This is a genomic window from Pseudoalteromonas sp. GB43, from assembly GCF_054923805.1.
On sequence record NZ_JBPCHJ010000002.1, the window covers coordinates 1 to 13,697 of the forward strand.

A 13,697-nucleotide genomic window follows, 5' to 3' on the forward strand; every position below is an offset into this window, starting at 1 on the left:
TGCGAAGAACTGGCTAATTTCACGAAGAATATTATTAAAGCTACGTGTTTTATAACCTGAGCTCGCTTTCTCAGTATTACCATGCATTGGATCTGAGCTCCAAATAACTTTACGGCCTTCTTGTTGTACTTTACGTACTAGTGCCGGTAGTTTCTCTGGCAGTACATCAGCACCCATTCGCGTAATTAACGTTAAGCGACCTGGAATGTTATCTGGGTTAACTGCATCGATAAGTTTGATTAGCTCATCTGGGTCCATACCTGGCCCAACTTTAACACCAATTGGATTTTTAATACCTTTAAAGAATTCGATGTGTGCATGATCAAGTTGACGTGTACGTTCACCAATCCAAACAAAGTGTGCAGAACAATCGTACCAGTCACCTGATAAGTGGTCGCGGCGTGTTAGTGCTTCTTCGTAGCCTAATAATAATGCTTCGTGTGATGTAAATAAGTCTGTTTCTTTTAAGCTTGGTGCAACAGTTGAGTCGATACCGCACACTTCCATAAATTCAAGCGCATCTTGAATTCTGTCAGCTAGCTGTTGGTATTTCTCTTTAAGCGGATTTGCTGCAACAAAACCCATGTTCCAGCGGTTTACTTGATGTAAATCGGCTAAACCACCTTGCGCGAATGCGCGTAATAAATTTAGCGTTGCTGCACTGTGATGATATGCTGTCATCAAACGCTGTGGGTCGGGTACACGTGCTTGCTCAGTGAACTCGAAGTTATTGATGATATCACCACGGTACGAAGGCAGAGATACACCATCGATCGTTTCGTAATCTGATGAGCGAGGCTTAGCGTACTGACCTGCCATACGCGCAATTTTAACTACAGGGCATTTACCACCATAAGTTAAAACAACGGCCATTTGTAAAAGTGTTTTAAATGTATCGCGGATATTTGCTGCATTAAAGTCACTGAATGACTCTGCGCAATCACCACCCTGTAATAAGAAGGCTCTGCCTTCACATACAGCTTCTAGTTGTTTGTATAAGCTACGCGTCTCTTCGGCAAATACCAGAGGTGGTGCGCTTTTTAATTGCCCTTCAACTGATTTAAGGGCTTCTTGATCTGGGTACTCTGGCTGCTGAAGTATCGGCAGTTTTCTCCAGCTGTCTGGGTTCCACGATTGCATGTTGTTTCCTCATTCCTAACATAGACCATTTACGAAAACTAACTTATTGCACGTACTAAGTTCAAGGACAATATTCAGCTATTTACGATTATTTCGTTATTTGATAATCAGATTCGATATTAACTAGCAGATACTTAGCATCTTTCCATTTTGAAAGATGTGAGTTATAGAGCTTTTTTTGTTTTAACAATTAACCCAAAGGCCAAGAACACATCTTACCTAGATTAAGGCCTAGTGTAACCTCTGCTTTACACACTTATATTGAACAATTTATATCTAACATTGATCAAGTTGAAAACCTGTACTAAGTAGCATAATAGAGAACACATCATACTTAAATTAATTTATAAGTAAGGTCAGCATTGAAAAAAAATTTATCTATTAATTTTCAGAAGATAAGGTTAAAATTGAATAAACGTTAAGTAAGATGTGTTCCTATGAGTGCAAAGTTAGAGATACGCAGTCAGTTTGATTTAGTCAGTGAATTGACTCATTTGTTTTGTGAAAAATTAAAAGAAGTGGGTTTTGATAAGGCTTCATATTATCAACTGCCAGATATCGATGTAAACGACGAAAAGAAAGTTCCTTCTTCAATTAGTGTACATAAAATTGAAGGCGATGATGCTCATAAATTAATTCTAAATTCCTTTGGTGATTTTTATAAAAAGTCAGGATTAAGTAGTCGAGTATTAAAAAGGCATCCAGGCTTATTAGTTTTAAAAGATGTCGATAAGCAACATTTCATTGCAAGGATAAATCAATTAAATAAAGCAAAAGCTGATTTTAAAAATAGTGTTATAGCTATCGATAATAATGATGCGCGGTTTGAAGCTGTTCACAATGCTGTTCCAAATCTCATTACCCTTGCAGCATATCGTAAGATCCATTTTGAAACTGAATCGCCCTACTCTGTTCGTTTTACTTGGATGCACAAACACGCAACTAAAACGCTAACAAAAAAAATGGCCTTAGCAATGTTGGATAAATCGGCTAGTTATTCTAACCCAAGAATGATTGACCAACACGCTTGGCAAGCGCTAGTTGCACAAGAGCAAAGTCGTGTTGCAAGTTTAGGTGATAAAGAAAAATTGCGAATTCGTAGACCAACAAGAGTTAGCCCACAAGTTAATGTAAGATATACAGCTAAAAATCGATATCATGTTAGTGCTGCTTTACCTTTTATTTTGATAAACCCAGAACCAGATGTAAAACTGGGTACATTAACTGATTATCAAAAACCTGAAAGCCACCCTCGAAAAAGAGAATATGATTTCTTAGTTGATAGACTTTACTTAGAACAAGTGACAGATTGATTATGTTAAAAAGGCCACATATGTGGCCTTTTGTATATAGTAAGTATAAAAGAAATTAGTCTTCGACTATTTCTTCAATTTTATCTTCATCGATTAATACCGCATTCTCAACAATGCGTTTCCCACCTTGAATTTCGATTCGTTTATTATGCTTATTAAGCGTAAGAATCTCATCACAAAATTGATCAGATGGATGCATTTCATATGTGTAATCAATAATATTACCCGTTTTGTCATCTTTGACATTGGTAATGTTATATTCAGAGATTGCACCTTTCTCAATTAAGTCTTTCATTGTCGTAGTCATATCACGACGCAAAGCTTTTAATTTATTCTCGGTAATTTCGTCTGTTGAATAAATAGAGCCATATTTTTCCATAATCGATAATAGTCGGAAATGGTAGGTCTTACCCGGTGCCGCATAACGCCATAAATGATATAAACGAAGCATCATCCAACGAGATAAACCACGTTTTAATTCTTGAGCACTATTAAAGTAGTAACCTTTGTATTCAAGGTTATCGATCATGTTATGAACGAAGGCATTCAAACAAGCTACACATTTTACGTTACCACCTTGACCTTTTTTTCCACTAAAATGAAGTGACGATAAAAAGTTCATGTTTGATTCGTAAAATGAGTCATCAATATCAGAGTTACGCGTATCTGTTGCTGAATATTTAAAAGAAAGTTTAGAACCTTGTAATGCTTCTAATGATTCTTTGATTTGCGGATAAGGCATCGACTGACCAACAGCTTTCAGCTCTTGCGCTAATTCATTCATTGAAAAAACAACTGCGTATTGAATGCCAGACTTAAAATTGATTTTTACAATTTTACCTTTAGAGGCTAAACGAATTAAGGCACGTTCGACTTTTTCTTCTCGATCAGATGACCAAACAAGATATTCAACATCTTCACCATCTTTTCTTGTGCTTACTACCGCAGGTGTAATTTTGATTTCGCCATCATAAAGAATGCCGTCTACTTTTTCAGAGATTCTTCTTGTGACGATGGTTTTCTTTGGTGCTTCTTCAACCGGAAGCTTCTTATGACCAGAACGGACAAAACGTCCCCATAAATCATAATGATTAAATGTATTTGAGTAAGCTCTCAAACCATGTGCAGCATTTTCAATTGAAACACGCACATCTTTGTTGTCTGTAAATAGTGCAAGACTTTCATTATCTATTGCACTTTCCACCCCGTGGATTTGCCCGCGTAATGTATCGGGTAAGTTATCTACCGAGATGTTGACCTTTCGGCTCATTGTTCTTATTTCCAATTTTTCTTCGACAGTTAATAACAACACATAAAACTTCAAAAGTTAAATGTTTAAGTTAGTATAAACTTGATCCGATCATAATTTATTTCTTCGGATCAGTTTTATACTAACTGTTTCGTAATTGCTGATTTTCAGATCAGATTTTTACTAAGTTATAGTTGATAGGTCGCAATTTTACTAACTCAGTTCAATTTATGTCCTGTTAATCACCTTTTTAAAGCAAATTAACACGACAAAAATTGCTTTTTTAAAACAGCATGTGGATAAACAGCTCTTTAGTTAGCATAGATCTGATCTGTACCAACTATAGATTAGATCCATACCAACTTATTGAGCATTTTAGTTATCCTCTCAGTGTATAACTTTATAATTTAGTTAGTAAAAGTTTGATCTACACAAGCATTTTTGTGTGTAAAGCAGTGACTAAGCTGTGCATAAGTCGAAAGCTCATTTTTTGCTTAGTAATATGCTGATCTGCGAGTCATTATAGATCTGATCTTTACCAAGTAAAAACACGATCTGGCTTTTTAGTAAATATTCAATAAAATCAGTAATATATTTCACAATTTTATCATCTTAACCTTATATACCTATATACTTAACCGATATTAAACTTACTTATTTATACTTAGCATCAGTAAAGTTACAAATTTTTATTAAATGTCTTATAAATAAAAGGTATGTCGTCTTAAATACTTGTTTACAGCAATTTGAATGGACATTATACTTAAAGCATAACTTTGAGGAAGAAAGTATGTCTATCAATAATAATGCGCTAGCCACTTACAGGTTACTAAAAGCGACAGCAGAAGTTGCTGAAAAATCGCTAGAAGGACGTATTCAACATTATCGTGCCCATTTAAAGTCTGAAGAAAAAGAACTTCGTACTTACACGCAAAAAGCAGCCGCTGACTTATTAGGCTGTAATAATCGCACCTTGAAACGACGTCATGATAATGGTGACTTTGATGAACTAAATATCAAACGTGGTGCTAATGGTCACTACGCATATACCTTGGTAAATATTTTTGCTATGGCTGATATCATGGATATAAAGCCAGATCACCGTACCGTTGATGATAAATTACAAGTTATCGTTATTAACTCATTAAAAGGTGGTTGTGGTAAAACGACCAGCATGGTGAACATAGCCGCTGCACTTGCTACTACCAACATTAAACGATACAGAATTGGTATCATTGACCTTGATCCACAAGGTTCTTCATCAAGCTTTTTCCCGCCTAGTGAACCAGATCCAATCACTGTTGGTGACTTAATGCGTGACTGTATTGAACTCGATGAAAACGAAACCTGGGATGAGTTAGTAACTAACTCTTTCTTAGCTACTCATATACCTAATATCCGTATATTGCCTTCAGGCATGGATGACTTTTATTTTGAGCATGAAACAGCAACTTTATTAAAAGATAGCTCTAGTTACGATAAAACACGCCACTATCATAAATTGCTCGAAAAAGTAATTGAACCGGTAAAAGATCAATTCGATATTATTCTAATTGATACAGCCCCTTCTCTTAACTTTATGTTTTATAATGCATTAATGGCTTCTACCTCGATGCTTATTCCAGTTCATCCTGAAGCTGTAGACTTTGATGCAAACAATAAATACTTAAAACGATTAGGCGAGATTTACCATACAGTTGCTGCGCTTGGTCACCAAGGTTGGGATTTCATGCAATTCTTAGTGACTAATTATGTTAAGGGTAACCATTCACAGCGCGATATTGTTAAAGATGTTCGTAGTGCATTTGGTCGTCAAGTAATGAGTTACCCAATCAATCATAGTTCAGCCATTACCGCCAGCTCATCTTCTTTTAATACTATTTTTGATCAAAAAACGTCAGACAGCTTAGCTAGTCGTGAGTCACTACTTCGTGCGCAAGAAAATATCAAAGATGTGGTTGATGAACTAGAAATGTTGATCCGTTCTAATTGGCAGTCAACTCAATCAACGCTAAATTCAGCTAAGTAAGGTAATTAATAAAAATGGCTAAAAAACGTAAAAACGATACCAGCTTAGACCCTTTTTCAACGTCTATCGAAAGCAGTAGTTTAGATGCTTTGCTAGAACAGGCTTCTGCTGGTGATGTTATCAGTATGCCTGCTCCAAGTGATCCTACTCGTCAAATTACTTTGGTGTGTAAGGTTATCCCAAGTTCAGAAATTGAAGCTAAAACAAAAGTTTATGGTAAAAACCGCCGTGTGCAATCATTATTAAATGAAAAGTCAGTTGCCGATATCCTACCTGCAATTGCCGAAGACGGTCGTAATCAGCACCCTGCCCTATGTTGGGATAAAGGTGACGAAATGCTTGTATTAGCAGGCTCTCGTCGTCGTAAAGCATGTATTTTAAGCAATTCTGATTACTTAGTTTTAAGCTCGGAAGACTTTACAGATCAAGATGCTAAAATACTTGCTGTATCATCTGATCAATACATTGCCCCGAGCCTATGGGAGCTTGGTCAAGCGTATCAACAAACCCGTGATGAGCTTATTGCTGAAGGTAAAAAAGGCTCTTATCGTGAGATTGCGGCAATTGAGGGGGTATCACACACAGCTATTGCTGATGCTATCAAAGCGTATGAGAACCTACCTTCAGAGGTTTTAAGCCTTTACCCAACAGCAAATCATGTTGGCCGTGAAGTAGCTAAAAAGCTTATTAGTGCCAAAGAACGAGATGAGCAGTTGTTTACCAAGCTTGTAAATGACGTTAGTAGTGATAGCGAATTAGCGCAAATCAGCAGCGATGATAAACGCGCTCTGGCAATTACTAAGCTATTAACTGCTGAACCAGCAGCGCCTAGCCGTCGTGAAGCACTTATCGACAGTGAGTTTGTTAGCGTACAGCGTAATATTAAAAGCGGTGATTTATCTGTCAAAATCGATAATAAAGTGATGACAGACAAACGCTTAGAGCAGCTAACTAAATTGTTAAATAGCTTTAATTAGTTAGTAAAATAATAATCTCTCACGCTTTTACAGTTAGTAAAAGCGTGATCTCTCCTCCCCTTTCGTTAGTAAAATAGTGATCTTTGGTTGGCTAATTTGGTCATTCTTACACTCTCAGATCAGTTTTTTACCAACTAATCGCCCCTTTACAGTTCTGTTACCCTGTAAATTTGTTTGCTTAGTAAAAAATCGATCTGTAAAGCCCCTTCCTTGTTATTAACCTGTTTATATCTTGTGCGATTGTTGTTTGTTAAATGCTCAGTATGTCACTTTTCAACTTTGATTTTATTATAAAGCACTTTTTTACTAACTAATCAGCTCCAACCAGTCCAATATTGCCCAATAGTGCTTTAGCTCTGGGCCGATAGATTATATACTGGCAGAATTATTTTTTGTTTTTACTGTCAAAAGCGTTATGTCTGCTAACTTATCCAAAAATGACTTATTAGCTATCTTTGAAGAAATCAAACAAGAGCAAGAAACTCAGTTTCCTCTGTCTGAGCGCTTCATTAAACAGCTGTTTAAGCCACATGTGTTAAGTAAAGCAAAAGAGTATCACCAGAACGGCCAAATCAATTGGTTAGAACATAACAGTGATTTTAGTGTTATTGATGCATCTATGTTTGGTAACGAAGGAAATACCTTCACTCAGCATATTGAGATCAGCAAATTACCAAGTGGCTTTTCGGTCGATTCGCATTGTACTTGTGGCTCTAAAACCAAATGCCGTCATATTGCGGCTGTGCTCCTAAAGCTGAAAATTGAACATTCAGGTGACTATGGCGAAGATTACATCATTAATGATTGGTTTAGTGAGCTAAAAACGCTTAAGCAAGTTGCTAGTGACAATGCCAAACAGGTTTTATTATTCGTCCTTGATGTAGAGAAGTCTGTTGTAACCCTTACTCCTAAAATTGCTAATTACGATCCTGAGCATAACTATACGCTTGGTCGTAACCTTACCGAGCAGCAATTAAATAGTTTTGTAACCCCCACTGATTTATTAGAATCGGATTTTCGTTTATATAGCTGGATCCGTTCTCAAAATGCCCTTGGAAAACTGGAGCTTAAAGGTCAATGGGGCTTTGCAGCACTACAGCAATTAATTGCCACCCAGCGTTTGTTTTTAGGCCGTTCGCGCCAAGCAATTAAAGCTGACAGTATGCAAGCGTTAGAGTTTGATTGGAAACAAAACAAAGACTTAACATCATTGAGCATGACGCTTGCTGGTCAAGATAATTGGTTATTGTTAAAAACAACCCCCCCTACTTACCTTGACCCTGAAAAACTAAAAGTGGGCCGAATTCGTACTCCGTTAACAGCCGATGAAATAGCGTTACTAGCCAATATGCCTGCTATTCACACAGAGAACTTTGATCGCGTTTATCAACAGCTCAATGATAATTTTGGTGAAGGTGTGATCCCTCATGCATTTAAGGAAAGCAAAAAAAGCCTAGCTCGAACTGTATTCCCTGTCATCAGTATTAATAATGACGAGGGCACAATCCGCTTAGGATTGCAGTTTAATTATCAAAACTCTTTGTATGATTTAAGCCAGGCGCCAGCTGATATATTAAACCAGTCATTAGAAAACACCGTTGTAAATGAATTAACTAACCTTGGTTTTGAATTATGTAAAGGGGCTTTACAAACTGACTTTATCTTTAATAAACAATCAGTTATTCATGAGCACTGGTTAAAGTTTGAAATAATTCCAAACTTATTAAAACGCGGTTGGAAAATTAATGATGAGTTAGACGTAGGCAAAGTTCTAAAACAACTTTCACTGCAAGTTGAGCGAGGTAAAGGTCATCAGATAGTTAGTAAAATCGTGATCTCTGGTGTCAAAACTCAGCAATTGTTTGTCACTGATAACAATACCTATCAATCGCTTAATCGACAAAGTGAGCGCTTTTATTACTTTACTGTAGGAAAACGCTTTGCTGTGGTTGAAAAGGCCGCGATGATGCAGCTTAATGATTATCGTGAACGTTTTGAGCATATTAAAACCCGTGACGAAATCTTAATGCCTTTGTCGTTTTTGCCTAAGCTTATCGAGCAAAAAGCAATTAAGGTTAATATTGTTGACGATGCACTCGATGCTTATTTATCTGAACTGAATAGCTCGCAACAGCTTATTAAAAAGTCCGATATTCAAGGCTTAAATTCTGGTGTGCAATTACGTGAGTATCAACAACACGGTGTTGATTGGCTTAACTTTTTAAAACGTCATCAACTTGGTGGTATTTTGGCTGATGACATGGGGCTAGGTAAAACCTTACAAGTTATTGCCTTTTTAGCTAATGCTAAGCAATCACCACAAGCAGACCACGTTAATTGTTTGCCCAACCAGCTTGGTCGGTAATTGGCAAAGCGAAATCAATAAGTTTGCGAGCAACTTAAAAATCACCACCGTCTTCGGTGCTGCGCGCAGCGACCAATTACAACAGTTGTCGCAAGCAGATTGTATCTTAACCACGTACCCACTGTTGAAACGTGACATTGCCTTTTATTCGCCGCTGTATTTTGAAAACATCATTCTTGATGAAGCGCAATATATCAAAAACGATGCCGCGCAGGTTTCGCGGTTAGTTAAGCGCCTTAATGCTGACTTTAAGCTCTGCTTAAGCGGCACGCCTATTGAAAATAACTTATTTGAGCTTAAATCTTTGCTCGACTTTGCAATGCCCTCTTTGCTTGGTTCGCAAACACATTTTAAGAGTTATTTTCAAACGCCTATAGAGCGTGATAACGATGTTGTCCGTGCAGATGAACTTAAATCGTTGATCATGCCATTTATCTTGCGTCGTACTAAAGCTCAGGTAACGCAAGAGCTCCCAGAGAAGACTGAGCTAGTTAAAGAGTTTGAATTTGAGAGCAAACAAAAAGAAATTTACACCGGTATCACTGAATCTTTAGAACAGAAATTAGTTGACCTATTTGCGCAGCAAGGTGTGCAAAAAAGTAAGCTTGCCTTTTTAGATGCATTATTAAAGCTAAGACAAATCTGCTGTCATCCAAAATTGATCGATCCTAGTTCACAGGCTGGCAGTGCTAAGCTTGAGTGGTTATCAAAGCATTTGCCTATTATGCTTAGCGAAGGACGTAAGGTGATTATATTTAGTCAATTCACCATGGCACTTGATGTGATAGCTGAGCGATTAAATGAACTTGGCATCCGCTTTAGTATGCTTACAGGGCAAACGCGACATCGCGACCGTGTAATTGAAGAGTTTACTCAAGGTGATACATCCGTATTCTTAATCAGCCTTAAAGCCGGCGGCACCGGATTAAACCTAACTCAAGCCGATACAGTGATTCATTTTGATCCTTGGTGGAACCCTGCCGTTGAAAAACAGGCGACAGATCGTGCCTATCGTATTGGCCAAACTAACCCTGTGTTTGTTTATAAATTGATTATGGCTAACTCAATCGAACAAAAAGTATTTAAAATGCAGCAGCATAAACAAGCCCTTGTTGATGCATTATTTACCGAGAAATCAATGAGTTTTACTCAGTTTGATGAAGAGCAAATGCTTGCACTGATAAAAAATTAAATTTTTTTAAAGTTTTTTTGAACTAATCAAATTTTGGGGCGTCTATTATTATGCTTGTTGTTAAATTGCAGTTTACATAAGCATTATGTTGATTTCCCATTTGGTTACTAAATTTTAGTAATGTTAGAGCCAGCTCACCTTGAGCTGGCTTTTTTTATGCCTAAACCCCCTACTCTGCTGAGCGCTAATTCGTTATGATGATGTGTCTTTAAGTTATTGAGTTTTCATTATGATTACAGAGCTAATTGCACAGATTAATTGGCAAAGTGGTGTGCTTGGTGCTGCTGTAGGTGCTGTTGCAAGTGGTGTTATTTTTGCCCTACAAAATAGTCGCTTAAAAAATCAGTTAACCGAACTTCAAAATAGCCAGCAAATCCTGCAAAATCATTTAGAACAAAAGCAGCTGCAACTTGAACAAAGCCAGCTTACACTTTCGCAGTTACAGCAAGATTACGCAGAACAACGTGATGAGTCTCAACACTTTAAAACTCGCTTTGTAGAACAAGAAAAACAAGCACAACAATATAGTCAGTTTTGGCGCAAGGTCGAAGCTGAGCTTGCTGATACAAAAGCTGCACTTAATCAGCGCGATGTTGATTTAAGTACCTTACGAAGCACAGTTGAGCAAAAAGAACTGCATTTTAAAGAGCAGCTTAGCCATATCAAAGAAAGCAAAGAGCAACTCAAAAAAGAATTTGAAAATCTCGCTAATCAAATCCTTGAAGAAAAATCGCAACGTTTTAAAACCTTAAATCAAGAAAGTATTGAGCAACTATTAAAACCTGTTCAGGGTGAGCTAAAAGGCTTTCGCGATAAGATGGAATTGATCCACGTCGAAGATCTAAAGCAGCGTGCAGCGCTAAAAACTGAGTTATTGCATTTACAGGCTAAAAGCCAAGCTATCACTGAACAAGCCGATAGGCTGAGCACCGCATTACAAGGGCAAAAGAAAACCCAAGGTAATTGGGGTGAGTTAATGCTTGAAAATGTACTCGACAGCGCTGGGCTGCGTGCTGGAGTAGATTATCAGCGAGAAGTATCGTTTAACACCGAAGATGGCCGTTTACGACCAGATGTTGTGGTGTATTTGCCTCAGCAACGTCATTTAGTTATCGATGCTAAAACCTCTTTAAACGCGTATACACGCTATGTAAATGCCGATACAGAGCTTGAGGCGCAGCAAGCGCTAAAAGAGCATGTTATGGCGGTGCAATCACGTATAAACGAGTTAGCAAGCAAAGCCTACGACAGACTACCCGGTATTAACTCACCAGAAGTGGTGATCATGTTTGTACCCATAGAATCTGCATTTGTTGAAGCGCTTAAGTACCAGAGTGATATTTATCAGCAAGCAATCGAAAAAAATATCTTAGTTGCAACTCCAACGACCTTATTGACTAGCTTGAATATCGTAAAACAACTGTGGCGTTTTGAAGAGCAAACTAAATACTCAAAAGAGCTTGCCGCCCGTGCTGAGCGTTTTTACAACAAGCTCAATGGTTTCCTAACCAGTATGGAAGGGGTTGGTAAGCAGTTAGACCGCGCCAAAGAAAGCTATGATAAAGCGTTTTCTCAGCTGTACCGCGGTAAAGGAAACTTGATTAAGCAGGCCTCTGAGTTCAAAGAGTTGGGGGTTTCTGTTCAAAAAGAGTTACCCGCGGAAACTGTTGAAAAAGCCCAATTAGAGTTAGATTAATATGCAGGTTTTAAAGCGCATCGCGTTTGTTGTTTTGGCATCTGTATGTTTTGCAAGTAGTGTCAAAGCTGAAAATTATGATTACGACAGCCAACTTAATAAAGCGTTACACGCTAATAAACTCGTTGCGATTGGTGATGTTCATGGCAGCGAGCATGTTGTTACTAGGCTTATAAAATACTTAGATGAGCCTAGTAACTGGCAGCAGCTTGATGATCTTGTCGTTGAATTTGGCAATGCGCGGTATCAAGATTTAGCTGATCAATATTTGTTGAGCAAACAGAATATAAGCATTGATGACGTAAGGCACATTTGGCGCGACACCTTGTATTTTATGGCATGGCAATATGATGTTTATGAGCAATTAGTTTTAAAGTTAAAACAGCTTAATAGCACCCGTGAACATAAAGTTCGTCTCGTCCTTGCTGAGCCTGCAATGAACTGGCAAACCCTCTCTAAAGAGGATTGGCAAAAGCTAGAGCGTAGCCGTGAAACTGGCTATTTAGAGGCTATAAATCAGCATGTTGTCGCTAAGCAGCGCCGTGCAATCTTACTCTTTGGTGCATTTCACACGTTTAAAAAGCCGATAGTTATAAGCAATCAAGCTTCGCCTTTTAGTTCTGTTATTGCATTACTTGAGCAGCAAAAACCGGGCTCCACATACACTGTTTCGCGTTTGCGATGAAAAACGATGGTCTTGCATCATCATACCCTGCGGACAGCTTGATCCCTTTATCGGCTAATAGTTCGTTGAATAAGCCGTTAGCGTCAATGTCTAAACGCTTTGCTACAAGCAATAGTATTAGCCTTGCGGATGTTGCAGATGCCTATTATGTGCTAAAAAACACAGATAGAAATGCACCATTAAGTGATGCGGCTTTAAATGATCTGGCGTGGCATAAAGAGTTAAAACGTCGTGCTGAAATAGTGTCACCAAGAAGTGCTAAACAAATCCACTCTTGGCTTAGCCAACAAAACTAATAAAAAGCCAACGTCATGTTGGCTTTTTATTAGTTAATAAGTTCTGCTGAAACAATATCGTTGAGCATCAAAAAGTGGTTAAGTACAGACTCTTCAAGCTCGAATACCTGCGCGATTTTTTCACCACTTGCTGACATCCCCGTTTGCGCACCTGCAAACTCGATATGTAACCCTAAACGTTTCAGGGTTTGGGCGTCGTAACTATAAATAGCCGCATCACGTTTCTCGGTAATACCTGGCATCATCCCTATGATAGTAACCGCTTGTTCAACATTGATGATATCGAAAAATTGTCGCTCTGCAGTTTGCCATTTAGCTATATAACTAGCTACCTCGGGCGGCTGCTCCATGGGCACGTATAATGGCTGTAATGAGCCGCCATGCCAGCCAATAACGGCTTGTGCTTCAACGAGGACATGTGGACTTGCAGTAACGACATAATTGGCGCAGGAGGATGCACAAAGCTCACGCACTACAACATTGAGTTGATATTCATGAACTAAGCCTCCGAAATGGAGACCTGCCATCACATCACCACCTTGGCTATTAATTATTAAGGTGTTGATTTGTTGATCGCTATTTACTAATAATTGTTCAAACTTTTCAACATTTTGCTTTGATGTTTTGCCGTGAAAATAAATAGTGCCCGGCGATACTTCACTAATTTCAGCAACGCTTTGCTGTGTTGTTTTACAACCAACCAGCAGCACGCTCAATAATAATAAAAAACGCATTAACAATGCCTTGAAGTTTTG

9 protein-coding genes and 1 pseudogene are annotated in these 13,697 nt (G+C 38.2%); 7 read left to right on the forward strand and 3 right to left on the reverse strand.

Going from position 1 to position 13,697, the window contains the following annotated elements:
- A partial coding sequence (locus ACRWSG_RS17275) for a 3-deoxy-7-phosphoheptulonate synthase class II (protein ID WP_462166977.1) occupies nucleotides 1-1,140 on the reverse strand: 1,140 nt, incomplete at its 3' end.
- A 437-nt stretch (nucleotides 1,141-1,577) separates the two neighbouring features.
- Here ACRWSG_RS17275 and ACRWSG_RS17280 point away from each other — a divergent pair.
- Nucleotides 1,578-2,453, forward strand: coding sequence for a DNA replication terminus site-binding protein (locus ACRWSG_RS17280; RefSeq protein WP_462166978.1), 876 nt, complete (start codon nucleotides 1,578-1,580; stop codon nucleotides 2,451-2,453).
- Nucleotides 2,454-2,508: 55 nt separating this feature from the next.
- Here ACRWSG_RS17280 and ACRWSG_RS17285 read toward each other — a convergent pair whose 3' ends face one another.
- Complete coding sequence (locus tag ACRWSG_RS17285) at nucleotides 2,509-3,723, reverse strand: replication protein A (RefSeq protein ID WP_462166980.1); 1,215 nt, start codon at nucleotides 3,721-3,723, stop codon at nucleotides 2,509-2,511.
- Nucleotides 3,724-4,492: 769 nt separating this feature from the next.
- On the opposite strand from ACRWSG_RS17285, the gene ACRWSG_RS17290 reads away from it, so the two are divergent.
- The 6 genes and pseudogenes from ACRWSG_RS17290 (at nucleotide 4,493) to ACRWSG_RS17315 (ending at nucleotide 12,942) form a co-directional block, all read left to right on the forward strand.
- Nucleotides 4,493-5,731 carry an AAA family ATPase gene (locus tag ACRWSG_RS17290; protein ID WP_199528876.1) on the forward strand — a complete coding sequence of 413 codons (1,239 nt, stop codon included), beginning with the start codon at nucleotides 4,493-4,495 and terminating at the stop codon, nucleotides 5,729-5,731.
- Nucleotides 5,732-5,745: 14 nt separating this feature from the next.
- Nucleotides 5,746-6,708, forward strand: coding sequence for a transcriptional regulator (locus tag ACRWSG_RS17295; RefSeq protein ID WP_138617231.1), 963 nt, complete (start codon nucleotides 5,746-5,748; stop codon nucleotides 6,706-6,708).
- 415 nt (nucleotides 6,709-7,123) lie between these two features.
- A pseudogene (locus ACRWSG_RS17300) lies at nucleotides 7,124-10,265 on the forward strand (DEAD/DEAH box helicase).
- Between the two features lie 229 nt (nucleotides 10,266-10,494).
- Nucleotides 10,495-11,961, forward strand: coding sequence for a DNA recombination protein RmuC (locus ACRWSG_RS17305; protein WP_138599771.1), 1,467 nt, complete (start codon nucleotides 10,495-10,497; stop codon nucleotides 11,959-11,961).
- 1 nt (nucleotide 11,962) lies between these two features.
- Nucleotides 11,963-12,646 (forward strand): hypothetical protein, encoded by a 684-nt coding sequence (locus ACRWSG_RS17310; RefSeq protein ID WP_462166981.1) that lies wholly within the window; start codon nucleotides 11,963-11,965, stop codon nucleotides 12,644-12,646.
- Nucleotides 12,643-12,942: a hypothetical protein gene (locus tag ACRWSG_RS17315; protein WP_300361829.1), complete on the forward strand. Its 300-nt coding sequence runs from the start codon at nucleotides 12,643-12,645 to the stop codon at nucleotides 12,940-12,942. The genes ACRWSG_RS17310 and ACRWSG_RS17315 overlap by 4 nt, the downstream gene beginning before the upstream one ends.
- Nucleotides 12,943-12,971: 29 nt before the next feature.
- On the opposite strand, the gene ACRWSG_RS17320 is transcribed toward ACRWSG_RS17315, so the two are convergent.
- Nucleotides 12,972-13,676 carry a hypothetical protein gene (locus ACRWSG_RS17320; RefSeq protein WP_199528872.1) on the reverse strand — a complete coding sequence of 235 codons (705 nt, stop codon included), beginning with the start codon at nucleotides 13,674-13,676 and terminating at the stop codon, nucleotides 12,972-12,974.
- Nucleotides 13,677-13,697 lie beyond the last annotated feature (21 nt).

What these genes read in the sequence shown, in the direction of transcription:
- ACRWSG_RS17280 (WP_462166978.1), top strand. Translation starts at nt 1,578, where the DNA reads ATGAGTGCAAAGTTAGAGATACGCAGTCAGTTTGATTTAGTCAGTGAA.
- ACRWSG_RS17285 (WP_462166980.1), bottom strand. Translation starts at nt 3,723, where the DNA reads ATGAGCCGAAAGGTCAACATCTCGGTAGATAACTTACCCGATACATTA.
- ACRWSG_RS17290 (WP_199528876.1), top strand. Translation starts at nt 4,493, where the DNA reads ATGTCTATCAATAATAATGCGCTAGCCACTTACAGGTTACTAAAAGCG.
- ACRWSG_RS17295 (WP_138617231.1), top strand. Translation starts at nt 5,746, where the DNA reads ATGGCTAAAAAACGTAAAAACGATACCAGCTTAGACCCTTTTTCAACG.
- ACRWSG_RS17305 (WP_138599771.1), top strand. Translation starts at nt 10,495, where the DNA reads ATGATTACAGAGCTAATTGCACAGATTAATTGGCAAAGTGGTGTGCTT.
- ACRWSG_RS17310 (WP_462166981.1), top strand. Translation starts at nt 11,963, where the DNA reads ATGCAGGTTTTAAAGCGCATCGCGTTTGTTGTTTTGGCATCTGTATGT.
- ACRWSG_RS17315 (WP_300361829.1), top strand. Translation starts at nt 12,643, where the DNA reads ATGAAAAACGATGGTCTTGCATCATCATACCCTGCGGACAGCTTGATC.
- ACRWSG_RS17320 (WP_199528872.1), bottom strand. Translation starts at nt 13,676, where the DNA reads ATGCGTTTTTTATTATTATTGAGCGTGCTGCTGGTTGGTTGTAAAACA.